Source organism: Bacteroides sp. 224, from assembly GCF_010500995.1.
Lineage (GTDB): Bacteria > Bacteroidota > Bacteroidia > Bacteroidales > Bacteroidaceae > Bacteroides.
Window position 1 is genome coordinate 45,006 of record NZ_QVMK01000006.1, and the last position, 20,255, is coordinate 65,260.

Sequence of the window (20,255 nt, forward strand, 5' to 3'; positions counted from 1 at the left end):
CCTTTTTTAACAGTTATTAGAACCGTTATATTAATTTACGGACAAAAAAACAGTTCCATAGCTAAAACGACCACTTTCCGGAACTAATAAAAGGATAGTATCCCCTTTCTTTAAAGGCTTAGTCCTGATTAATTCATCCAAAGCGATATAAATAGAAGCAGATGCAACATTACCAACAGAGGTCAGGTTGGTAAACCATTTGTTTTCAAGCAGGTCTAGATTACGTTCCTGAAGTCCTTCCAACAGTTTTTGATAAAAGAACATAGAAGAAACATGAGGTATCACGTATGTTACATCGGTATCTTTTGTACCATGTTTCTCCATACATTTTTCAATATGGTCAACCCAATACTTGATAATGTGTTTTTTCAAAAGGCGTATATCTTGTTTTACAGCCAAAACCGATTGCTCTGCAAGTTCAAGACTGTCGAACGATTTCCATGTAATAACCTCGCCGTCCTCCCTGAAACTTCCTCCGGCAAGCATGCAGGTGGGTAGTTCATTGGCATAAGAATCCATGTCAATCCATTCCAATTTCAAAGAGAGTCCATTCTCATTCGGTTTGTTTTCCAAATACACCGCACCGGCTCCGTCGCTTAACATAAAACGTAGAAAATCTTTTTCAAATGCCATATAAGGATCTTCGGCAACATTGGTACATTTTTCATATTCGGCATCATAATGTTTAGATAACAAAGAAGCCGATATTAATTCGGATGCGCAACACACAGCATTTTCCTTATCTCCTGCCAAAACAGAGAGGTATGCAATCTTCAAAGCTTGCAAGGAAGTTAGGCACACACCGGATGTAGAAAACACCTCCATAGGTTTATTTTTCAGCAATCCCTGTGTCATGGATGCTTGGGACGGAAATATCTGATCGGGACTGGCTGTGCCGACAGTAAGAAGTTCTATGTTTTTAAGTTCTTCTTCCGAATCGAATAATCCCCGAATTGCAGTTGCTGCCATATCAGCGTTCGTATGAGTTATTCGGTGTTGTGTGTCTAAGGCATAGTAACGGGATTTTATTCCGTTTTGCCTTAATACAACATTTTTCACACGAGAAGGCTTTCCTTGTATAAGTCCGAGAAAGTCTTCCATACGGTCATTGGTTACTGCCTCATTAGGCAGAAATGAGTTTACTCTGTTAATGTAAACATCATTCAGTTTTTTTGATAAGGTCATAGATTAAATAAAATTGTTTTTTTAAAGTTTCAGGGTCAAGTCCTTTCAACATACTTTGCTCAAAAGATTGCCCTAAATATAGCTGTCTGAAATGATGAGCCAACATTTCGGAGTCTAGCGTAGATATGATTTTACCGGATTTCATGCTTGTCTGTATTACCTCATTCCACATTCTTGTTTCTCCTTGAAATACACGATCGGCTCTTTCTCCAAAGTTCGGATAATAATGTAAAGCTTGATAAATCAGACTGAAATAAGTTCGGGACATATTTTCAATCTCCATAGAAAGGAAAATTTCCATACGAGTTTTAATACCTTCTATATATTCGTCTATGAATCCTTTTAATGAAGAAGTTGTAATGTCGGGAAATTTATTTGAATGTTCGTGAACGTGAAGTACATACTTATCAATAACTGCCTCGAAAATTTCCTGCTTGTTTTTAAAACGATAAAATAAGGCACCTCTACTACTGCCTGTTGCTCTTTCAAGGTCTTTGACCGTTACTTTTTCGTAATTGTTTAATAGAAATAATTTAAATGCTTGACTCAAATATAGATTTGGATCATAGTTCCTCATGCTGAATACTTCATTTTATGAATTAGTGCGTACAAAGTTACGTATAATAGAGATATTATAGGATTTCTATTTAGTTAAAAATGAAAGTATTTGTATCTGATTTTGCAAAAAAAGCTCAACTAAAAGCATGCTTAGCTGACATTTTAATATAAAATAAAAAAAGAAGCTGTCTCTAAAACAGCTTCTTTCAATTATTTATTTCTCTTCGGGCAACAGTTTGCATAACACAGGATCTTCCTTTAGACGTTTAAGTTCATTCTCCACAATCTGTCGGGTTTCCGCTTTGATACGGTCGTAGTTGGCTTGTACCATTTCCTGTATTCTATCTATACCGTTTTCGTCCTCAAAATTGGTAATAATGGGAATTTTCTTGTATTGGGAAGTCTCACGTTTAACCTTTTCTGTATCCACTACGATTTCGGCATGAAATATCTTCTGTTCTATGCGTTCATCGAAATTGTCTGCGACCGCACCGACGAACATTCCCTGCGTTAATGTTGATATTTTACTGGCGGGTATCAGACTGTCGAGTTGAGTAGAAATGGATGTGGACTTGTCGTTGCGATTGATGGTCATACTCTGTCGCTTTTGCAAAACCTTACCGAATCTTTCAGAGAGGGTTTTGGCGGTTTCCCCGACAACTTGACCTGAGAAGATGTTACCTACGGTATTGATTATCACTTTTGCTTCTTTATCACCATAGTCGCGTATAAGTTGTGAAAAATCTTGAAATCCGAGTAATACAGCGACTTTATTACTTCGGGCTGTAGCTATTAAATTGTCCAAACCCTTAAAATAAATTGTGGGAAGTTCGTCGATAACCACCGAACTTTTCAGTTGTCCCTTTTTATTTATGAGTTTCACAATACGACTATTATATAATCCTAAAGCTGCTCCGTAAATGTTCTGTCTGTCGGGATTGTTGCCTACTACCAACACTTTCGGATCATCTGGGTTGTTCAAATCTAACGTAAATTCATCTCCCGACATTACCCAATACAGTTGTGGGGAAATCATTCTTGAAAGCGGAATCTTCGCACTGGCTATCTGTCCCATTAATTGATCGGCAGCTCCGCCAAGCCACGCATCCATAAAGGGGGATAAATAGTTTTCGAGTTCAGGATATGAAGTCAAAATCGGAAAAATATCTTCATATCGTTTATTCAAAAACTCAATCGCGTGCGGGAATGTGCAATATTTTCCATCTTCATAAATGCGCAAGTACCAAATAATAGAAGCGAACAGAATAATCGGGGATTCTACAAAGAAATCGCCCTGCTTTTGCACCCATGTGCGGTTCAAATTGAGCATAATTGTATAAGCCGATTCGTAGGCATCGGATATATCTGTCATAAAGGCGGGATTAATGGGGTTGCAGCGGTGCGAGCGCGACGGATCGTCAAAATTGATAACATAGAATGTAGGTACTTTCTCATATCCTTGCTGATTATTCAAAAGGTGGTTATAGGCTATTTCCGATAGATCGGGAAACTTGAAATCATACAGGTACATCGCAAATCCTTTTTCGATTTGTTGTTTAATAAATTGATTTATAACTGCAAAAGACTTACCGCTGCCTGGACTTCCGATGCATATGCAGGCGCGAAAAGCGTTGACGACATTAATGAATCCGTTGTGCCACTGTTTATTATAGTAAAATCTGGTTGGTAAATTCACAGAATATTCGTTTTCCATTAACCGAGTTTCCTGCATAAAGGATTCATTTTCGATATTAAACGGATCTTCCATTAACCGATTTTTCAGCAGGCGGCTCATCCATACCCCACCCATCAAAAGGCAGATATACCCGACCGATATGGTTAGAATATAAAAACCTGTATTGGCTTCAAAGGGAAATGGCAAATCCAATAGCCACCAGTTGAAAAAGAACAGCACGACTCCAACGGAGAGAGACGTAATAATTTTATTCCATGTGATTTTTTCCTCTTTCACACCTTTTGTTCCCAAACAGGAAAGAGCAAGGAACAGCACAGAAAAAAGTTTCGTAAAAAGAATACTTCCGAACAGTCCCGCCGTACGGTCGAAGTTCAACAATATTCTGTCGATAACACCGACATGGATACCCCAATCCACCATTTGCCCGTAACAATACCAATAGATATTGATTACGACAAATAAAATACTTAGTGCCCGCATAAAGTCCATAACCTTTGCCAAGCCTCTCAAATCATCTTCTTGTTGCATAAAATTTATTTTTGAAATGAATAATTGATTTATTGTTTATATTTTTCTGTCCTTTCGATCAACGAGCCGTTGTTTTTTATCAAGATTAGGAGGCGGTACATTTTTCTCCGCTTCCTTGAACGGTTCTGCCAAAGGTGTGAACGGTTCTTTTAAAATTGCTTTATCGGTGTGTTCCACGTCCCGTGGGAACTCTCCGAAAAGCTCATTGAAAGCATTCGCTGAAAATTGCTTTCCGAGTCGCGAACCATTCAACACAGATCGGTTCTCATGGTCGATAAAGGTTACTCCTGTGATTCGTCCACTGTCGTTACGTCTTAGGTAAAGGTCAATATTGTACAATCGTAGCTTCTCTCTTAAAATATTCTCGTCGGGAGCATTAAGCAAAGCCTCTTCCACCCTTCGGCGAGCCTTTTCACGTATATTATCTTTGTTGATTTTCTCTCCCGAATGTTTCATAAGCCTTTCCAGAGCATCAAATCCCACCGCTTTCCCAAATAAGGATGCTTTCAGCGGAGTAACTTCTGCACGACTTCCGTCTACTTCCAATGCCGTATAAAGCAATCCTCTGTAAGGTTTACCGCTACGCACGCCACGCACTTCTTCTATACCTATATTATAGAGAGAGAGTAAGGCTCGGAATTCGCCTAATGTTTGGAAACGATACATAGCAGCTGCGGGTTTGACCACCGAGGCAATCTGTTTTTTCAGGTTGCCTTTTGTATGATCGATTGGAGTGAATTGCCATTTTTCCGAATGCGACTGTCCTTTGGCGGGAAGCAATCCATATTCTTTTTCCAAGCATTCAGTTATCGCCACGCTTCGCTCATTCCGTTTGCTGTCTTTTATTTTTTTGCCGTCGGGTCTGACCTGTACCGATACGATATGTATATGTTCCCTGTCAATATCCGAATGTTTGAATACGATATAGGGTTGTCCGCCCCAACCCATACGTTCCATATATTTTTCGGCAATCTCACTTAACTGTTCTTCCGAAACATTGTCTTTCGGATCAGGATTGAGTGAAATGTGAATTACAGGTTTTTCTGTGCGATAATGTGTCGGCATCCACCGCTGAAAATCTTCCATTGTTATTGGAACACTGAACTTTCCGTCTGTCGGTTCACGTAAAATATGGGTGGAAAGTACCTTTCCTTTTTCTTTATCCACCTTCTCTTGATTGTACGCAAGCGCACCATAGAGGTCGTTTCCTGTTGTGATTTTGGCTACCATTTTTTACGGAAATCTTCTGAAAGGTCAACAATCTGCCGACCGATTACTGCCAATTCAACCGTTGCTTTTTCCAATTTGTAGAGTAAAGCAAGTGCTTTTTTCTCCGAAAAATGGGTATGCAATTCTTTCACAACTTGATTATAATTCGTCCCGATGGCACGAAATTGTGCATGGAATTGAGTCAGTTTAGCAACATATTCCAGCGTTCCCTGATCGGTTTTTATCACACGGAACGAATCGTCAAAGACTCGCGCTTTAATAAAAGCCGCTTTCGATTGCAATCCCGATTGCTCAAAAAGGTCGAGAAATCGGGCATGTTCCACAGCCGAAAAATTTACTGAATAGCGGTAATTAGCCGGATCTTTCTTTGAGGGACGTCCCCCTTTCCCCTTGCGGGAAACATTACTGTTTTTCATATCTGATTTTTTATGAGTTAATAAAATCTGATTCCTTAATTTGTGGCTCGCCACACCACTTAAGCCAACGACTTCGGAGTAGGCTTTCCTCCCCCTTGTGGGCAAGCTGTTTTGTGCTGCAAAAAGTGTTTCGTGCAGCAGAAAACACAGCTTGCTACCTGCCGAACATTTTATGTTCGTGGCAGGTAAATCTGCCCGCCTTCGGGGCGGACAGACCAATAAAAACAGCCTCCCGTCAAACGTACAAGGAGAGGCTTCTTTAAGCTTTAAAATCTTCATGCCGCAAAGTTACGGAGCATTGTAACGATTTGTATTAATGCGCATTATGCCTAATCGCGCCAGTTGTATGCCACAGGCAGACATAACCCGAAAAACGTATAAAACCCTCCAGAATTAGAGTTTTCTTTGCATTCGAAATCAATTAAACATGTGATTACAAGTATGAATAATCAAGTATATAAAACATCAGTTGAAACATCATTTGCGAAGATAAATGAGCAGGTAATTATAGACTTGCCTTCACACTTAATCGGATATACAGAAAGACAAGCATGTTTTATCTCACACAGACAAAGAGGCAGCTATGCAAGAAAACAGATATGCAGGAAAGTCTGTACCAGCGCAACAACGCAAATGCGTACCAGCATACCAGCACAACAACGTGCGGATTCATTTACTTGTGCTCCAATTTGCGCAGGTATGAATATGTCTGATTACTCAACTAAATGAATGTTCAGAAAGACAGATAATTAAATGTATAATTAAACAATCAAGTAACAATGAAAGGAAAAACAAAGTATGTGGCTTTCTCCACACAAAAAGGCGGAGCAGGAAAATCTACGCTGACTGTATTGGTAGCATCTTGCCTGCATTATTCAAAAGGTTATAAAGTAGCGGTTGTCGATTGCGACTATCCTCAGCACTCGATTGTAGAAATGCGGGAGCGTGATTTGAATATGGCGTTGAATGATGATTTCTACAAACGCATGGCTTATGAACAGTTTAGCCGTTTAGACAAGAAAGCCTATCCGGTAGTCGAAAGTGATGTAAAGGAAGGAATTGCCGATGCTGCCTATCTGTTGCCACAGGATGATTTCGATTTTATTTTTTTCGACTTACCGGGAACCATGAACAACGAAGACCTGATTCACACCCTTGCAGAAATGGATTACATTATCTCTCCTATTTGTGCAGACCGGTTCGTATTGGAAAGTACACTCAATTACGCCATATCGGTTAAAGACCATATAATGTCGAGCGGAAAATCCAAAATCCGGCAACTTTACCTGCTTTGGAATTTAGTGGACGGTCGTGAGAAAACCGAACTGTATGAGGTTTATGAAGCGGTTATTCGGGATTTGGGATTATCATTGATGAAAACATTCCTGCCTGACACCAAGCGCTTCCGCAGGGAACAATCCCTAAATCGAAAACCCGTTTTCCGCTCGACACTTTTCCCTGCTGACCGCTCATTGGTGCGAGGCAGCAACCTTGACAAATTAGTGGATGAATTAATCGAACTGTTAAAGTAAACTGTTATGGGTAAGAAAGAAAATAATGAAGAACTGGATGCTGCATTTATCATCAGCCAGACCAATAAACGGAACAGAGAAATTCAACCCTATAAAACGGAACAACCCGATAAGGAAAAATTCGAAGAACAGGAGGAGGAAAAAACGGCTGCTACTGTTAACAAAGAAGAATCTCGTCGCCGAAAAAACAAAGGAGGAGATTATGAGAGTCTTTTTATTAAAGATGCTCCTTCATCTACCCGAAGCGGTAAAACAGTTTATATCCGCAAAGAGTTTCACGACCGTATTATACGTATCATTCAGGTAATCGGCTCTAATGAAATCTCTTTATACAGTTATCTGGATAATGTATTGGAACATCATTTCAGCATGTTTCAGGAAGATATTTCGGAACTCTATAAAAAACGAAATCCCGATATTTTTTAACATCTAAAATAAAAATACAATGAACCGATTTAAGAAGAAAGAACTTGAAGAAAGTATGGAAAAGACGACCTCGTTCGCAGAACGATACCTCAAACCGATAGAGCTTGATCGTCGGCAGTGTGTCTATATCAGTAAACGTAATCATAAGATATTGACTGATTTTATTCGTTCGCTGAATGAAAAAGGATTGACTATCGGTGGTTATATTGACAATGTAATTACCGAACACATAGATAAACACAAGGAGGAGATCAATTATCTCTACCGCCGTGAAAGAAACGATTTGGTATAATGGCAATGATAACAATATATGTATTGTGGGGATTGGCTATAACAGCGATTGCATATACCGCATGGATGGTGTATTATTTTACTACCGAATCTCGCCGCATGAAAAAAAATAAGGAGAGTAAGCCTACTGCCTCCAAACGTAAAGGAGATATAATAGGTAAAAGCCAATTTATACTGCCAGAACTTGGACACTCCCAGCCAGAAGCGTCCGTAGCTGCTGAAAGTGAATCAGATACGGAAAAAGAAAATATCTTTGTACCGTCAAACGTACCCGAATACCCCAGACAAGTGTCTTCGGATGAGTTGGATGAAGTTTTTGGAAGCATTCCCGAAGGCGAGAAAAACGAGCCGATAGGAATTGAAGTTCCGCTCTCCTACAATAATAATTTCCCGAACAATGGAGAAGCGGAAGAGACAGAAAACTTTGAAGAGGAAACCGAAGATATTCCGACCAAGGGCGTACACTCCGCTCTCGGGGTTAGTTTTGAACAAATGGGCGAAGCCTACCGCCAAGTGGTACACAATCCTTCAATGACAGAAAAGGAGCAGGAAGAGAGCGGACGTGTCTTCCTCGAAATGCGGGAAACCGATATGTTTGAAGCTATCGTTTCCGCTGAATCTGAAAGGGAGAATAAGGTAAATTTCCTTATGGAAACCTATCTTACGGCATTTCATCAAAAGATAGCTGTAAGATCAACAGAAGATAATCTTCCCAAGAGTGATATTCCTTCAGATTTTGATCTTCGAGAATATGTATAACTTAAAAAAGTAATAAATGAAAAAGCATGATTACGGATAGCTTGCAGCTTATCCTTGAATAACACCAAAAATTTTAGTAACACAAGTTTAATTCGGTGCGGGGATTATCCACCCCCGCACCATAAATAAAAAATCAAGTTTATGACAAATAAAAAAATTCTTCTTTCGGCAACGTTAATTATCGCTGCCGCTTCCTCCGCCTTTGCTCAGGGCAATGGGTTACAGGGTATCAATGATGCTACAAATATGGTTACCAGTTATTTTGACCCCGGCACGAAGTTGATATACGCCATTGGTGCGGTCGTCGGTTTGATAGGAGGTATTAAGGTATATAATAAGTTCTCTTCGGGCGACCCTGATACTTCGAAAACCGCAGCAAGCTGGTTCGGTGCCTGTATTTTTCTTATCGTCGCGGCGACTATTCTTCGCTCTTTCTTTTTATAATCAATCACTCCTTAAAAGGAAAAAAATGGAGTATAATATTAACAAAGGAATAGGCAAGAGTGTGGAATTTAAGGGATTGAAAGCTCAGTATCTTTTCATTTTTGCAGGCGGACTGTTGGCAGTGTTTGTGCTGTTTGTAATTCTCTATATGATCGGTATCGACCAGTGGTTTTGTATCGGCTTCGGAGTAATTGCTGCCTCTGTGCTTGTCTGGCTGACTTTCAACTTGAATCAGAAATATGGGGAACACGGATTGATGAAAGTGCTGGCTAAACGCCAGCACCCTCGCTATTTGATTAACCGTAAGATGTCCTACCGCTTATTCCGAAGAAAAAGAAAGGAGAGAACACGATGAGAAATATAATGAAAGCCGCTACGGTAGAAAGTAAATTTCCATTATTGGCTGTTGAACATGACTGTATTATCAGTAAAGATGCCGATATAACAATTGCTTTTCGAGTAGAGTTACCCGAATTATTTACAGTTACTTCAGCGGAATATGAAGCGATACATGCCTCGTGGTTGAAAGCTATCAAAGTACTGCCTTTGTATAGTGTGGTACATAAAATGGATTGGTTTGTAAGCGAAAAATATGAGCCGAAAACGGGCGATAGGGATATGAGTTTCCTCTCCCGCAGTTACGAACGGCACTTCAATGAACGACCTTACTTGAATCATTCCTGTTACCTGTTCCTTACAAAAACGACAAAGGACAGAATGCGTATGCAAAGTAATTTTTCTACACTTTGTCGTGGGAATATTATCCCGAAAGAGGTAAATAAGGATACAGCGATTAAATTTTTAGAAGCCGTAGGACAGTTTGAGCGTATCGTGAATGACAGTGGATTTATCCGTCTCATACGCCTTACCGATGATGAAATAACGGGAACGCCTGAGAATGGAGGACTTATTGAAAAATATTTTGCCCTCTCATTGGAAGACAGTGCCTGTCTGGAAGATATGGAACTCGGAGCCGACGGTCTTCGCATAGGAAACAAACATGTATGCCTGCATACACTGTCGGATGTAGAAGATTTGCCAGCTCGGGTGGGAACGGATATGCGGTATGAGAAACTCTCAACCGACCGAAGTGATTGCCTATTGTCATTCGCTTCGCCTGTAGGATTATTGCTTCCGTGTGACCATATCTATAATCAGTTTTTGTTTTTGGACGATTCGGCGGAAAATTTACGCCGTTTCGAAAAGCAAGCTCGCAATATGCAGTCGCTTTCCCGTTATTCGCGGGGCAACCAAATTAACAAAGAGTGGGTAGATCAGTATCTGAACGAAGCACACAGTTTCGGACTGACTTCAATTCGGGCGCACTTTAATGTGATAGCATGGAGCGAAGACTTGGAAGAACTGCGCCGTATCCGAAACGATGTGGGTAGCCAATTAGCGCTCATGGATTGTAAACCCAGACACAATACTGTGGATGCTGCTACGCTCTTTTGGGCTGGTATACCAGGTAATGCAGCGGACTTTCCTGCGGAAGAATCGTTCTATACTTTTATAGAACCTGCACTTTGCTTTTTTACGGAAGAAACAAACTATCGGAACTCCGTTAGTCCGTTTGGAATTAAAATGTGTGACCGTATCAGTGGAAAACCACTCCATTTGGATATATCCGACCTCCCGATGAAAAAAGGAATAATCACGAACCGCAACAAATTTATTTTGGGGCCTTCGGGTTCGGGAAAATCCTTTTTTACCAATCACATGGTACGGCAATACCATGAACAGGGTGCACATATTGTGTTAGTAGATACAGGTAATTCCTATCAAGGATTATGTAACCTGATTAACCGCCGAACCAAAGGTGAGGACGGAATTTATTATACGTACACGGAAGAAAATCCGATTTCGTTTAATCCGTTTTTTACCGATGATAATGTATTCGACATTGAAAAGCGGGAAAGTATCAAGACGCTTATCATGACACTTTGGAAACGAGACAATGAACCGCCATCACGGGCGGAGGAAGTTGCCTTGTCCAATGCTGTGAGTCTCTATATCGACCGTTTGAAATATGACGAATCCCTCGTTCCCTGCTTTAATTCGTTTTATGAATTTGTAAAACTGGATTATGCTGCAATCCTTGATGGAAAAGGCGTGCGGGAAAAGGATTTTGACTTGAAAAATTTCCTGAATGTTCTGGAGCCTTATTATAAAGGTGGCGAATATGACTTTCTTCTCAACTCCGACAAGCAGCTTGATTTACTTTCCAAACGTTTTATCGTTTTCGAAATTGATGCAATTAAAGACCATGCCATTCTATTTCCTATTGTAACGATTATCATTATGGAAGTTTTTATCAACAAAATGAGGAGGTTACAAGGTATTCGAAAGGTTATATTAATAGAAGAAGCATGGAAAGCGATTGCCAAAGAAGGTATGGCTTCCTACATAAAATACCTTTATAAAACGGTCAGAAAATTCTATGGAGAAGCAATTACCGTCACACAGGAAATTGATGACCTTTTGGCTTCGGAGATTGTAAAAGAATCCATTATCAACAACTCCGACTGTAAAATACTGCTCGATCAGCGTAAGTATATGAACAAGTTCGATGGCATTCAGTCGCTGCTTGGATTGACCGACAAGGAAAAATCACAAATCCTGTCGATTAATATGAGCAACCACCCCTCCAGATTATACAAAGAAGTCTGGATCGGATTAGGCGGAGTGCAATCAGCAGTCTATGCGACCGAAGTTTCTACGCAAGAGTATCTCACATATACAACCGAAGAAACAGAAAAAATGGAGGTAATGCAGTTAACCGATAAACTCGACGGAAATATTGAATTGGCAATAAAACAACTTGCTGAAAGCAAGTTGGAAAAGAAAAATTAAGCCATGAACAGGCTATTGTCCGAATACGAGCGTATCTCGAAAAGTGACCTGATGACACCTTTGTTGAACGATTTTTCATTATGGGATGTGAAAGGGAAGTGGGTCAGCCGTGAAGGCTCCCCTTCCATTCATATCTTCCGCAACAAAGGTTACCGCTATGGAGGCTATTGTATAGAGCTATCCTATCGGAACAACGCCGTCTTCCGATGCCCTATAAAAAGATATTTACGTCATGTTCGGTATTTTAACCTGTATGGTTTTGTAGGGCTTTCCTATGATAGGGAACGCGATGTACTTCACCTGAGCGATTTCGGGAACTATTACAGGGCAGAGGATTAGCAAATCCTCTCCCTTTCAAAATGAATGTATTAAAAATTTAATTATTAAAAATATGAAACAATTTCTTTTAATAGTATGCGTAGCGCTGTTGGGTTTCTCCCATCAGGCAAAAGCGCAATGGGTTGTAACAGACCCGACCAACCTTGTACAGAATGTTATCAGTGCAGTACAAGGTACAACTACGGCTACCAACATGATAGGCAATGTTCAAGAAAGTATCAAGATTTACAAACAAGGTAAGGAATTTTACGATGCGTTAAAATCAGTCAACAACTTAATTAAAGATGCACGCAAAGTAAAAAAGACAATCGAAATGGTTAGTGAAATCACGGATATCTATGTGAATGGCTTTAATAAAATGGTAAGTGATCCGAATTTTACGGTAAATGAATTGGCGGCTATTTCAACAGGGTATGCCAAACTGCTGGAGGAAGGAGGTGCATTGGTAACAGAATTGAAAAACATTGTTACTGCAGGCAACGGTCTTTCGATGACGGATAAAGAGCGGATGGAAATGATTGATGATATTCACGCCAAAATGCTGGAATATCGCAATCTCACGCGCTATTTTACCAACCAAAGTATTTCCATTTCATACATACGGAGTAAAGAAAAGGGCGACACCGAACGTGTACGTGCTCTTTACGGAAGTCCGTCAGAAAGATATTGGTAATATGGTAATGTTAGCAATAGATTTTTCCAGCCTGCACGAGATTCTTCGGAATCTGTACATGAACATGATGCCTCTTTGTGCCGATATGATTGGAATAGCTAAGGGGATTGCGGGCTTGGGTGCATTATTTTATGTTGCCTACCGCGTATGGAAGTCGCTCGCCTCTGCCGAACCGATAGATGTATTCCCTTTGCTTCGTCCGTTCGCTATCGGACTTTGCATAATGTTCTTTCCTACACTGGTACTCAATACTATCAATGGCGTAATGTCGCCTGTTGTGCAGGGAACTCATAAAATAATGGAAGACCAAATGGTCAATGTAGAAGCATTGCAAGCTAAAAAAGATGCGCTCGAATACGATGCTCGGGTACGTGCAGGCAAGGAATGGCTCGTCAACAGCGATGAGTATGATAAAAAAATGGACGAACTGGGTATAAGGCAGCTTCCGGAGATAGTCAGTATGGGTGCGGAAAAAATGTGGTATGAGATTAAGATGTGGTTCCGACAGTTGGTCAGGGATTTTTTCGAACTCCTGTACAATGCCGCAGGGCTGACAATTGATACGCTTAGAACTTTTTTCCTTATTGTATTGGCAATTTTGGGACCGCTGGCATTTGCCATATCCATTTACGACGGCTTTCAATCTACACTTACAGGCTGGATATCCCGCTATATTGCAGTATATCTATGGTTGCCTGTGTCGGATATTTTTTCTGCCGTTCTCTCTAAAATTCAAGAGTTGATGCTCATAATAGATATTACAGCCCTTGAAGATCCGAGTTATATACCTGACGAATCAAATGGGGTATATATCATATTCATGATTATTGGTATCATTGGTTACTTCTCCATTCCGACCGTATCCGAATGGATTATTCAGGCAGGAGGCATGGGCAGTGCAACACGTGGAGTAAACCGTGCGGCGGTAATTTCAGCGGGTGTTGCGGGTGCAGCCGCAGGTAATGCGATGGGACGGATGAAGAATCTGGCAGGAAGTGTGTTTTCGCGTAAATCTTCAGGAGGAAATGATGACACAGGTTCTCCAAGCGGGCAAAATTTGAATACGCAGGGCGGCAATTCTTCAGGAGGTTATGGTGCTTCATAAGTTATTCACTAATTAATCAATTAAAAAAATGGAATTTAAAAGTTTAAAAAACATTGAAAGCAGTTTCAAGCAGATAAGGGTTATTGCCTTTGCATTTCTCGTACTGTGTGCAGGGATAACAGGTTATGCCCTCTGGAACTCGTATAGCTTTGCGGAAGCGCAACGGCAGAAAATATATGTATTAGATGAAGGTAAATCACTAATGCTGGCTCTTTCTCAGGACTTATCACAAAACCGCCCTGTGGAGGCAAAAGAACATGTAAAACGTTTTCACGAACTGTTTTTCACGCTTTCGCCCGACCGTTCAGCGATAGAATCCAATATCAACCGTGCTTTGTTCCTTGTGGATAAAAGTGCCTTTGCCTATTATCAGGACTTGCAGGAAAAAGGGTATTACAACCGTATCGTTTCGGGTAATATCAATCAAATGCTGTTGGTCGATTCGGTGGCTCTTGATATGGAAATCTATCCTTACCGCATGAAAACATACGCTCGGCAACGGATTATCCGTGAAAGTAATATTACAGAGCGAAGTCTTGTAACCCACTGTAACCTGATTAATTCGGTGCGTTCGGACAATAACCCGCACGGTTTTACGATGGAGAAGTTTGAAATTATCGAAAACCGCGACTTGCGGACAATAGCAAGGTAACAATTATGATAAGGAAGAAAATCAGAGCTGCCACAGAGTGGCTGGAAGACCGTTTGAGATTCCTCTGCGGGTCATTGTCGCCCGATGGGCGGATAATCGTAATCCTTTCCATGTTTTTAATTCTGACTGTATTATCAATCTATTTTTCTATTTCGTCTATTTACCGTTTCGGTAAGGACTCGGGAGAAAAGATACAGATACAGCACATTGAGCAATTACAATTGGAATTAGGACAGAAACAATCCGAACTGGATAGTATAAAACAGATTAACATTATTGATTATGAACGAGAATAAAAAAGAGAATAATAAGTCTGAAGGGAAAAAGAAAGAACTTACCCCCGGACAATTACAACAAAGGAAGAAAATGATTGTCTTCCCGCTCTTGTTCCTCCTCTTTGCAGGCTGTATGTGGCTGATATTCGCACCTAAAGGAGGCGATACGGGAGAAGAACAGAGGGACGGATTCAATACCGACCTTCCCACGCCTAATGAAAGCGGAATCATTTCCGATAAACGTGAAGCCTATATGCAGGAAGCCATGCAGGATAAGAAGAATGAAAAACGGCGTAGCCTTCAAGACTTCGCCTTTATGCTCGGAGAAGAACAACAACCCAAAGTAGAAGAAGAACGTCAAGCTGGCGTTGTTCTGACTTCGCCTGATAATTCGGATAATCAAAGTTCCGTACCCCCTTCCCGAAGTGCAATCCAATCTTCGGCTCATGCTTATCAGGATGTAAACCGCCAATTAGGCAGCTGGTATGAACAATCTGCAACAGAAACGGATGAACAGACAGAAATGGAAGGACGTATCGAGGAACTCGAACGTAAACTGCAGGAGAAAAGCGAAATGGACAATCAGTTGGCGCTCATTGAAAAATCCTACGAAATTGCCGCTCGTTATATGCCCGCGCAAGATGGAGGTCAAGCACAGGCAGTAGAAATTACTCCTGCAAGCACAAATAAAAAAGCCAATGCCACACCTGTTAATGGAGTTCGCGAAAATGTAGTTTCTCGTCTTTCTGCTCCCATATCCGATTCTGTCTTTGTCGAAGAATTTACCAAGGAACGAAATTGGGGTTTTGCCACTATTGGGAATAGAGATAATGCAGATGATAAGAACAGTATATTTGCCTGTATCCACAAAACGGTAACAGTAACCAGTGGTCAGGAAGTACAAATACGTCTTTTAGAACCTATACAGGCGGGTAAGTGTGTAATTCCGAAAAACACGATTCTTTCGGGGATGGCAAGGATAAATGGCGAACGGTTGGAGATTACTCTTAACGCGGTACAATACGCAGGAATGGTTATTCCGATTGAGCTCCTTGTTTACGACATGGACGGCAACCAAGGTATCAATGTGCCAGGGTCGGAAGAACTCAACGCAATTAAAGAAGTTGCGGCTAATATGGGAACGTCGATGGGGAGTTCAATCACTATTACCGATGATGCAGGCTCGCAACTTTTAGCCGATCTCGGTCGAAGTGCCATACAAGGAACTTCGCAGTATATCGGAAAGAAAATGAGGGTAGTAAAAGTAACACTCAAAGCTGGTTATAAAATCATGCTTCTGCCTGAACTCAAATAAATACAATTAATAACTAATAAAAAAGAATTTCAAATGAAACAATTATTTTTTACGCTCGCTTTTATAGCGGCAGTTTTTACAGCAAACGCGCAGGTAAGCGAAAACAATTCGCCTTCGACAGGGGATTATTACGAGGGGTTGACTCGACCTTTGACTTTTGAGCGAATGATACCGCCTTACGGATTGGAGGTAACCTTTAATAAGACAGTGCATGTTATTTTTCCTTCAGCAATCAGGTATGTAGATTTGGGGAGTAATGATTTAATTGCAGCTAAAGCCGATGGAACGGAAAACGTTTTGCGTGTGAAAGCCGCCCTGCGTGATTTTTCAAGGGAAAGCAATATAGCAGTCATTACCGAAGATGGAGCATATTATACTTTTAATGTAAAATATGCTGATGAACCTGTAAAGCTATCGGTTGAAATGACCGACTTTATCCACGATGGAGAGGCGGTAAATCGACCGAATAATTCGATGGAAATTTACATGCAGGAACTTGGGCAGGAATCGCCGCTGTTGGTCAAACTGATTATGAAGTCTATCTATAAAAATAATGATAGAGAAATCAAGCATATCGGTTCGAAACGTTTCGGGATTCAATATCTGTTAAAAGGAATTTATTCGCACAACGACTTGCTTTATTTTCATGTCCAACTGAAAAATTCTTCGAATGTTCCTTTTGATATCGACTATATTACTTTTAAGATAGTTGATAAAAAAGTGGCGAAACGGACAGCTATTCAGGAACAAGTGGTATCTCCGCTCCGTGCACATAACTTCGTTATGCTTGTCAAAGGCAAAACAACAGAACGGACAATCTTTACATTACCTAAATTCACGATTCCTGACGACAAGCACTTAATCGTTGAATTATATGAGAAAGAGGGCGGTCGCCACCAATCTTTTTATGTAGAGAATGTCGATTTGGTTCGGGCTAAAGTAATTAACGAATTAAAAACGAAGTAACAATGAAGAAGATTTTATTTTTCTTTTCGCTGGTGTTGTGCTTTGCCCTGACGGACAGGGCACACGCTCAGCGTGCTTTGTCCGACATGCGAGGTTTGGAAATCCGAAGCGGAATGGTGGACGGATTCCATAGTAAAGACAAACACAATGAACTTGGATATTACTTTGGGGCGGCAATGACAACCTATACACGTAACGCCAATAAGTGGGTGTTTGGTGCGGAGTTCTTGCACCGTTATTATCCTTACAAAGACGGACGGTTACCGCTTTCGCAGTTTACAGGAGAAGGAGGTTATTATTACAAATTCTTATCCGACCACAGTAAAACGGTGTTTTTCTCTATTGGAGCTTCGGCATTGGCTGGCTACGAAACTATCAATTGGGGAGAAAAGTTGCTTTATGATGGAGCAACCATTCGAAACGAGGATAATTTCCTTTATGGCGGCGCAATCACTCTGGAAATGGAAGTCTATCTTGCCGACCGAATAATACTATTATTATCGGGTCGGGAACGAGCGCTTTGGGGAACCTCTGCCGATAAGTTCCACTTTCAATTCGGATTCGGACTAAAATATATAATCAATTAAAAACAGAATGACAATGAAAAAAACATTAGCATATTTTTTATACACGCTACTGCTTGCAGCAGTAGTATGTGCCTGTAGTGACGATTTGGATATTCAGCAGGCTTATAGATTTGACCTTGTTACTATGCCCATCCAGAAAAGAATCGCTAAAGGAGAGGTGGCAGAAATTCGATGCCAATTGGTAAAGGAGGGGAAATTCGAGCAGGCTCAATTCTTTATCAGATATTTTCAACCTGACGGAGTTGGCATACTGCGGATGGACAACGGGGTAACATTCAAACCGAATGATTTATATCCGTTAGACAGTACTACATTCAGGCTTTATTACACTTCACAATGTAGTGACCAACAGGTTATTGATGTGTATATCGAAGATAATTTCGGGCAGGTCGTACAAAAAACTTTCAGTTGGCAGAGTGATAACGGGGAGGATAAAGATGAATAAAATGGGGCGATTCACAAGATTTAAGAATATGAGTGTGAATGATGAAAAATTTACACCTCAATACGCTGTTCTGCCGATATTAAAGTACTTACCGAAAGATAAAATCGTTTGGTGTCCGTTCGATACGAAGAACAGCGAGTTCGTGATTGCTTTACAAGAAAACGGATTTGAAATTGTGTTTTCTCATATTACCACAGGTGAGGACTTTTTTGAATACGAGCCTGAAAAGTGGGATATTATCGTTTCAAATCCTCCATTCAGCAATAAAAAAGGAGTCTTTGAACGGTGTTTAAATTTCGGGAAACCGTTTGCCTTGTTAATGTCCAATTTGTGGCTTAGCGATATTTCTCCAAGTAAACTTTTCAAAAACAAGGAACTGCAACTTCTTCTATTTAATAAACGGATTCAATACGATGAAAAGAACAGAATCCCTTTCGGTTCAAGTTATTTTTGTCACAAATTGCTTCCCAAACAGATTATTTTTGAAGAATTGGAAGTGATAAAAGGGCAATACAGCAGAATGTATCAGGATTTTAAATAACCTTAATCAGCAAGCATTCGAAATATTTCGGGTGCTTGCTTTATTTGCAAATAGATAATGAAATATATAATAACACTTATCGTCGCACTGTTATTCCATATATCTTTATTTGCGCAATTAACCAGAAAAGCGGAAATAGAAAAGGTTACGGAAACGGTTTATTCTGCTAAAGTATTTCAGCAGATAGCGGATTTATTACAAATGTCTGTTAGCGAATTATGCGACTATCCCATAATTTTTCCGATAAAAAAACCAATTATTTCGTCGGACTTCGGAATGCGTAAACACCCTATTCATAAGGTACGGAAATTTCATACAGGGATAGATATTGCAAAGCCGAAAGGCACTGCGGTATATGCGACAGGAAACGGAATCGTAGTTCGTAAAGGCTATAATTCGGGGTACGGAAATTTCATAGAGATTAGTCATGCGGGCAATTTCCACACATTCTATGCTCATTTAAGCAAAACAATGGTAAATGTAGGAGATACGGTAAGCATTGCCGAACAGATTGCTTGCGTTGGTAGTACAGGACTGTCAACAGGTTATCATTTGCATTATGAAGTAAGAAAAGGCAAACGTTTCTTAAATCCGTCCGAATGGTGTTATTGTCTGCTTAACTATTTGAATAGCCGAAATTGGCAGATACAATAAAACCGCCTGTTGGCGGTTTTTATTTTATTGTAGAACTTTATTCCTTTTCTTTATCAATCCTCATTCGCACAACCATATATGTGCCAGCTTCTTCTGTTTGTTCAACTTCATATCCGTCTAATTTTTCATAGATTGCACCTAAAGATTTACAACCATAACGGCGGGGAGTATATCTGGGATGGATTTTCTTCAGTATAAATCCCAACTCTGACAATGTAACTTTTTCTTTTTCATAAAAATCAAAAGCTTCATCAAAAATAGAGGATTCCTTTAGAAGAATAGAATCGAAACTTTCTCCGCTCTCCAACTTTACTTTAACTCTGGGATTTTCTTTATACAATTTAAGTTTTGCAGAAAGGGAAATAGGTTTTTCCTGATTTTCGGTTTTTCCGCTGTCATTGGCTTCCAAGACCTCGTGCTTTGCCTTTTCTTTTTTCTTCTTTTCCTTCTTGGCTTTGTTTTCAGCCATGATTTCTTTCAAAGGGCGGACTATCAACGGTTCTTCCCGCTTAAACCGCTTAAAGTAAATACTTTCTATAAATTGAGGTAGCGGAACCTTCCATGTTTCCTGCTTATGATTGTCAATTTTACCCAACTTATCGGGGTTTAATCCTAACTCACGAGCCATTTGGACGTGTTTGTCAGACAATTTATGCTTTTTTTGGGCAACAGCCCATTTCTCAATTTTTACTCCCATATTGCTGAAACTTAGAGCAAAGATACAGATTTGCATATAAAACAGAAAGGCAAATATCATTTGAAGGGCTTTTTCCTTCTTTTTCTCC

General features: G+C 40.2%; 24 protein-coding genes and 1 pseudogene. 18 read left to right on the forward strand and 7 right to left on the reverse strand.

The genetic code is table 11. The features are described 5' to 3' along the window. Positions 1–30 precede the first annotated feature (30 nt). From D0T60_RS05285 to mobA, 5 genes are all read right to left on the reverse strand, one after another. A complete protein-coding gene (locus tag D0T60_RS05285) occupies positions 31–1,185 on the reverse strand; it encodes a beta-ketoacyl-ACP synthase III (RefSeq protein WP_163217112.1) in 1,155 nt (384 codons plus the stop codon). Next, positions 1,160–1,762 carry a TetR/AcrR family transcriptional regulator gene (locus D0T60_RS05290; RefSeq protein WP_163217113.1) on the reverse strand — a complete coding sequence of 201 codons (603 nt, stop codon included), beginning with the start codon at positions 1,760–1,762 and terminating at the stop codon, positions 1,160–1,162. Before D0T60_RS05290 ends, D0T60_RS05285 begins: the two co-directional genes overlap by 26 nt. A gap of 195 nt (positions 1,763–1,957) precedes the next feature. Then, positions 1,958–3,967, reverse strand: a complete 2,010-nt coding sequence (mobC, locus tag D0T60_RS05295) for a conjugal transfer protein MobC (RefSeq protein ID WP_163217114.1) — start codon at positions 3,965–3,967, stop codon at positions 1,958–1,960. Positions 3,968–4,003: 36 nt separating this feature from the next. Then, complete coding sequence (mobB, locus tag D0T60_RS05300; RefSeq protein ID WP_163217115.1) at positions 4,004–5,197, reverse strand: conjugal transfer protein MobB; 1,194 nt, start codon at positions 5,195–5,197, stop codon at positions 4,004–4,006. Continuing rightward, a complete protein-coding gene (mobA, locus tag D0T60_RS05305) occupies positions 5,191–5,613 on the reverse strand; it encodes a conjugal transfer protein MobA (RefSeq protein ID WP_163217116.1) in 423 nt (140 codons plus the stop codon). The genes mobB and mobA overlap by 7 nt, the downstream gene beginning before the upstream one ends. Before the next feature lie 779 nt (positions 5,614–6,392). On the opposite strand from mobA, the gene D0T60_RS05310 reads away from it, so the two are divergent. From D0T60_RS05310 to D0T60_RS05395, 18 genes are all read left to right on the forward strand, one after another. Beyond that, positions 6,393–7,145: a ParA family protein gene (locus D0T60_RS05310; protein WP_163217117.1), complete on the forward strand. Its 753-nt coding sequence runs from the start codon at positions 6,393–6,395 to the stop codon at positions 7,143–7,145. Between the two features lie 6 nt (positions 7,146–7,151). Continuing rightward, positions 7,152–7,571 (forward strand): DUF3408 domain-containing protein, encoded by a 420-nt coding sequence (locus D0T60_RS05315; protein WP_163217118.1) that lies wholly within the window; start codon positions 7,152–7,154, stop codon positions 7,569–7,571. A gap of 19 nt (positions 7,572–7,590) precedes the next feature. Next, a complete protein-coding gene (locus D0T60_RS05320) occupies positions 7,591–7,863 on the forward strand; it encodes a DUF3408 domain-containing protein (protein WP_163217119.1) in 273 nt (90 codons plus the stop codon). Beyond that, positions 7,863–8,621: a hypothetical protein gene (locus D0T60_RS05325; RefSeq protein ID WP_163217120.1), complete on the forward strand. Its 759-nt coding sequence runs from the start codon at positions 7,863–7,865 to the stop codon at positions 8,619–8,621. The genes D0T60_RS05320 and D0T60_RS05325 overlap by 1 nt, the downstream gene beginning before the upstream one ends. A 141-nt stretch (positions 8,622–8,762) precedes the next feature. After that, positions 8,763–9,065, forward strand: a complete 303-nt coding sequence (locus D0T60_RS05330; protein ID WP_163217121.1) for a DUF4134 domain-containing protein — start codon at positions 8,763–8,765, stop codon at positions 9,063–9,065. A 25-nt stretch (positions 9,066–9,090) separates the two neighbouring features. Continuing rightward, positions 9,091–9,420, forward strand: coding sequence for a DUF4133 domain-containing protein (locus D0T60_RS05335; protein ID WP_163217122.1), 330 nt, complete (start codon positions 9,091–9,093; stop codon positions 9,418–9,420). Beyond that, entirely contained in the window at positions 9,417–11,918 is a 2,502-nt protein-coding gene (locus tag D0T60_RS05340) for a TraG family conjugative transposon ATPase (protein ID WP_163217123.1), read from the forward strand. Before D0T60_RS05335 ends, D0T60_RS05340 begins: the two co-directional genes overlap by 4 nt. Positions 11,919–11,921: 3 nt before the next feature. Beyond that, on the forward strand, positions 11,922–12,257 hold the full coding sequence (locus D0T60_RS05345) for a DUF3876 domain-containing protein (RefSeq protein WP_163217124.1): 336 nt from the start codon (positions 11,922–11,924) through the stop codon (positions 12,255–12,257). Between the two features lie 52 nt (positions 12,258–12,309). Next, positions 12,310–12,930, forward strand: a complete 621-nt coding sequence (locus D0T60_RS05350; RefSeq protein WP_203558286.1) for a DUF4141 domain-containing protein — start codon at positions 12,310–12,312, stop codon at positions 12,928–12,930. Position 12,931: 1 nt separating this feature from the next. Beyond that, the gene (gene traJ / locus D0T60_RS05355) at positions 12,932–14,035 is read left to right on the forward strand and encodes a conjugative transposon protein TraJ (protein ID WP_163217125.1); all 1,104 of its coding nucleotides are present in this window, start codon (positions 12,932–12,934) and stop codon (positions 14,033–14,035) included. Positions 14,036–14,063: 28 nt separating this feature from the next. Continuing rightward, complete coding sequence (gene traK, locus D0T60_RS05360) at positions 14,064–14,687, forward strand: conjugative transposon protein TraK (RefSeq protein ID WP_163217126.1); 624 nt, start codon at positions 14,064–14,066, stop codon at positions 14,685–14,687. 5 nt (positions 14,688–14,692) lie between these two features. Further along, positions 14,693–14,983, forward strand: coding sequence for a TraL conjugative transposon family protein (locus D0T60_RS05365; protein ID WP_163217127.1), 291 nt, complete (start codon positions 14,693–14,695; stop codon positions 14,981–14,983). Then, positions 14,970–16,277 (forward strand): conjugative transposon protein TraM, encoded by a 1,308-nt coding sequence (gene traM, locus D0T60_RS05370; RefSeq protein WP_163217128.1) that lies wholly within the window; start codon positions 14,970–14,972, stop codon positions 16,275–16,277. The genes D0T60_RS05365 and traM overlap by 14 nt, the downstream gene beginning before the upstream one ends. Positions 16,278–16,310: 33 nt before the next feature. Next, positions 16,311–17,243 carry a conjugative transposon protein TraN gene (gene traN / locus D0T60_RS05375; RefSeq protein ID WP_163217129.1) on the forward strand — a complete coding sequence of 311 codons (933 nt, stop codon included), beginning with the start codon at positions 16,311–16,313 and terminating at the stop codon, positions 17,241–17,243. Between the two features lie 2 nt (positions 17,244–17,245). Then, positions 17,246–17,830: a conjugal transfer protein TraO gene (locus D0T60_RS05380; protein WP_163217130.1), complete on the forward strand. Its 585-nt coding sequence runs from the start codon at positions 17,246–17,248 to the stop codon at positions 17,828–17,830. Positions 17,831–17,843: 13 nt separating this feature from the next. Continuing rightward, positions 17,844–18,275 (forward strand): DUF3872 domain-containing protein, encoded by a 432-nt coding sequence (locus D0T60_RS05385; protein WP_163217131.1) that lies wholly within the window; start codon positions 17,844–17,846, stop codon positions 18,273–18,275. Between the two features lies 1 nt (position 18,276). Then, positions 18,277–18,816, forward strand: coding sequence for a tRNA (adenine-N(6)-)-methyltransferase (locus tag D0T60_RS05390; protein ID WP_239059494.1), 540 nt, complete (start codon positions 18,277–18,279; stop codon positions 18,814–18,816). 57 nt (positions 18,817–18,873) lie between these two features. Next, entirely contained in the window at positions 18,874–19,470 is a 597-nt protein-coding gene (locus D0T60_RS05395) for a M23 family metallopeptidase (protein ID WP_163217132.1), read from the forward strand. 37 nt (positions 19,471–19,507) lie between these two features. Here D0T60_RS05395 and D0T60_RS18760 read toward each other — a convergent pair whose 3' ends face one another. Beyond that, a complete protein-coding gene (locus D0T60_RS18760) occupies positions 19,508–19,879 on the reverse strand; it encodes an OST-HTH/LOTUS domain-containing protein (RefSeq protein WP_239059495.1) in 372 nt (123 codons plus the stop codon). Further along, positions 19,865–20,167, reverse strand: a pseudogene (locus tag D0T60_RS18765) (hypothetical protein); the annotation flags it as partial. The gene D0T60_RS18760 and the pseudogene D0T60_RS18765, both read right to left, overlap by 15 nt. Positions 20,168–20,255 lie beyond the last annotated feature (88 nt).

Excerpts from the sequence above, each read along its gene's own strand:
- D0T60_RS05285 (WP_163217112.1), bottom strand. The coding sequence starts at position 1,185 with ATGACCTTATCAAAAAAACTGAATGATGTTTACATTAACAGAGTAAAC.
- D0T60_RS05290 (WP_163217113.1), bottom strand. The coding sequence starts at position 1,762 with ATGAGGAACTATGATCCAAATCTATATTTGAGTCAAGCATTTAAATTA.
- mobC (WP_163217114.1), bottom strand. The coding sequence starts at position 3,967 with ATGCAACAAGAAGATGATTTGAGAGGCTTGGCAAAGGTTATGGACTTT.
- mobB (WP_163217115.1), bottom strand. The coding sequence starts at position 5,197 with ATGGTAGCCAAAATCACAACAGGAAACGACCTCTATGGTGCGCTTGCG.
- mobA (WP_163217116.1), bottom strand. The coding sequence starts at position 5,613 with ATGAAAAACAGTAATGTTTCCCGCAAGGGGAAAGGGGGACGTCCCTCA.
- D0T60_RS05310 (WP_163217117.1), top strand. The coding sequence starts at position 6,393 with ATGAAAGGAAAAACAAAGTATGTGGCTTTCTCCACACAAAAAGGCGGA.
- D0T60_RS05315 (WP_163217118.1), top strand. The coding sequence starts at position 7,152 with ATGGGTAAGAAAGAAAATAATGAAGAACTGGATGCTGCATTTATCATC.
- D0T60_RS05320 (WP_163217119.1), top strand. The coding sequence starts at position 7,591 with ATGAACCGATTTAAGAAGAAAGAACTTGAAGAAAGTATGGAAAAGACG.
- D0T60_RS05325 (WP_163217120.1), top strand. The coding sequence starts at position 7,863 with ATGGCAATGATAACAATATATGTATTGTGGGGATTGGCTATAACAGCG.
- D0T60_RS05330 (WP_163217121.1), top strand. The coding sequence starts at position 8,763 with ATGACAAATAAAAAAATTCTTCTTTCGGCAACGTTAATTATCGCTGCC.
- D0T60_RS05335 (WP_163217122.1), top strand. The coding sequence starts at position 9,091 with ATGGAGTATAATATTAACAAAGGAATAGGCAAGAGTGTGGAATTTAAG.
- D0T60_RS05340 (WP_163217123.1), top strand. The coding sequence starts at position 9,417 with ATGAGAAATATAATGAAAGCCGCTACGGTAGAAAGTAAATTTCCATTA.
- D0T60_RS05345 (WP_163217124.1), top strand. The coding sequence starts at position 11,922 with ATGAACAGGCTATTGTCCGAATACGAGCGTATCTCGAAAAGTGACCTG.
- D0T60_RS05350 (WP_203558286.1), top strand. The coding sequence starts at position 12,310 with ATGAAACAATTTCTTTTAATAGTATGCGTAGCGCTGTTGGGTTTCTCC.
- traJ (WP_163217125.1), top strand. The coding sequence starts at position 12,932 with ATGGTAATGTTAGCAATAGATTTTTCCAGCCTGCACGAGATTCTTCGG.
- traK (WP_163217126.1), top strand. The coding sequence starts at position 14,064 with ATGGAATTTAAAAGTTTAAAAAACATTGAAAGCAGTTTCAAGCAGATA.
- D0T60_RS05365 (WP_163217127.1), top strand. The coding sequence starts at position 14,693 with ATGATAAGGAAGAAAATCAGAGCTGCCACAGAGTGGCTGGAAGACCGT.
- traM (WP_163217128.1), top strand. The coding sequence starts at position 14,970 with ATGAACGAGAATAAAAAAGAGAATAATAAGTCTGAAGGGAAAAAGAAA.
- traN (WP_163217129.1), top strand. The coding sequence starts at position 16,311 with ATGAAACAATTATTTTTTACGCTCGCTTTTATAGCGGCAGTTTTTACA.
- D0T60_RS05380 (WP_163217130.1), top strand. The coding sequence starts at position 17,246 with ATGAAGAAGATTTTATTTTTCTTTTCGCTGGTGTTGTGCTTTGCCCTG.
- D0T60_RS05385 (WP_163217131.1), top strand. The coding sequence starts at position 17,844 with ATGAAAAAAACATTAGCATATTTTTTATACACGCTACTGCTTGCAGCA.
- D0T60_RS05390 (WP_239059494.1), top strand. The coding sequence starts at position 18,277 with ATGGGGCGATTCACAAGATTTAAGAATATGAGTGTGAATGATGAAAAA.
- D0T60_RS05395 (WP_163217132.1), top strand. The coding sequence starts at position 18,874 with ATGAAATATATAATAACACTTATCGTCGCACTGTTATTCCATATATCT.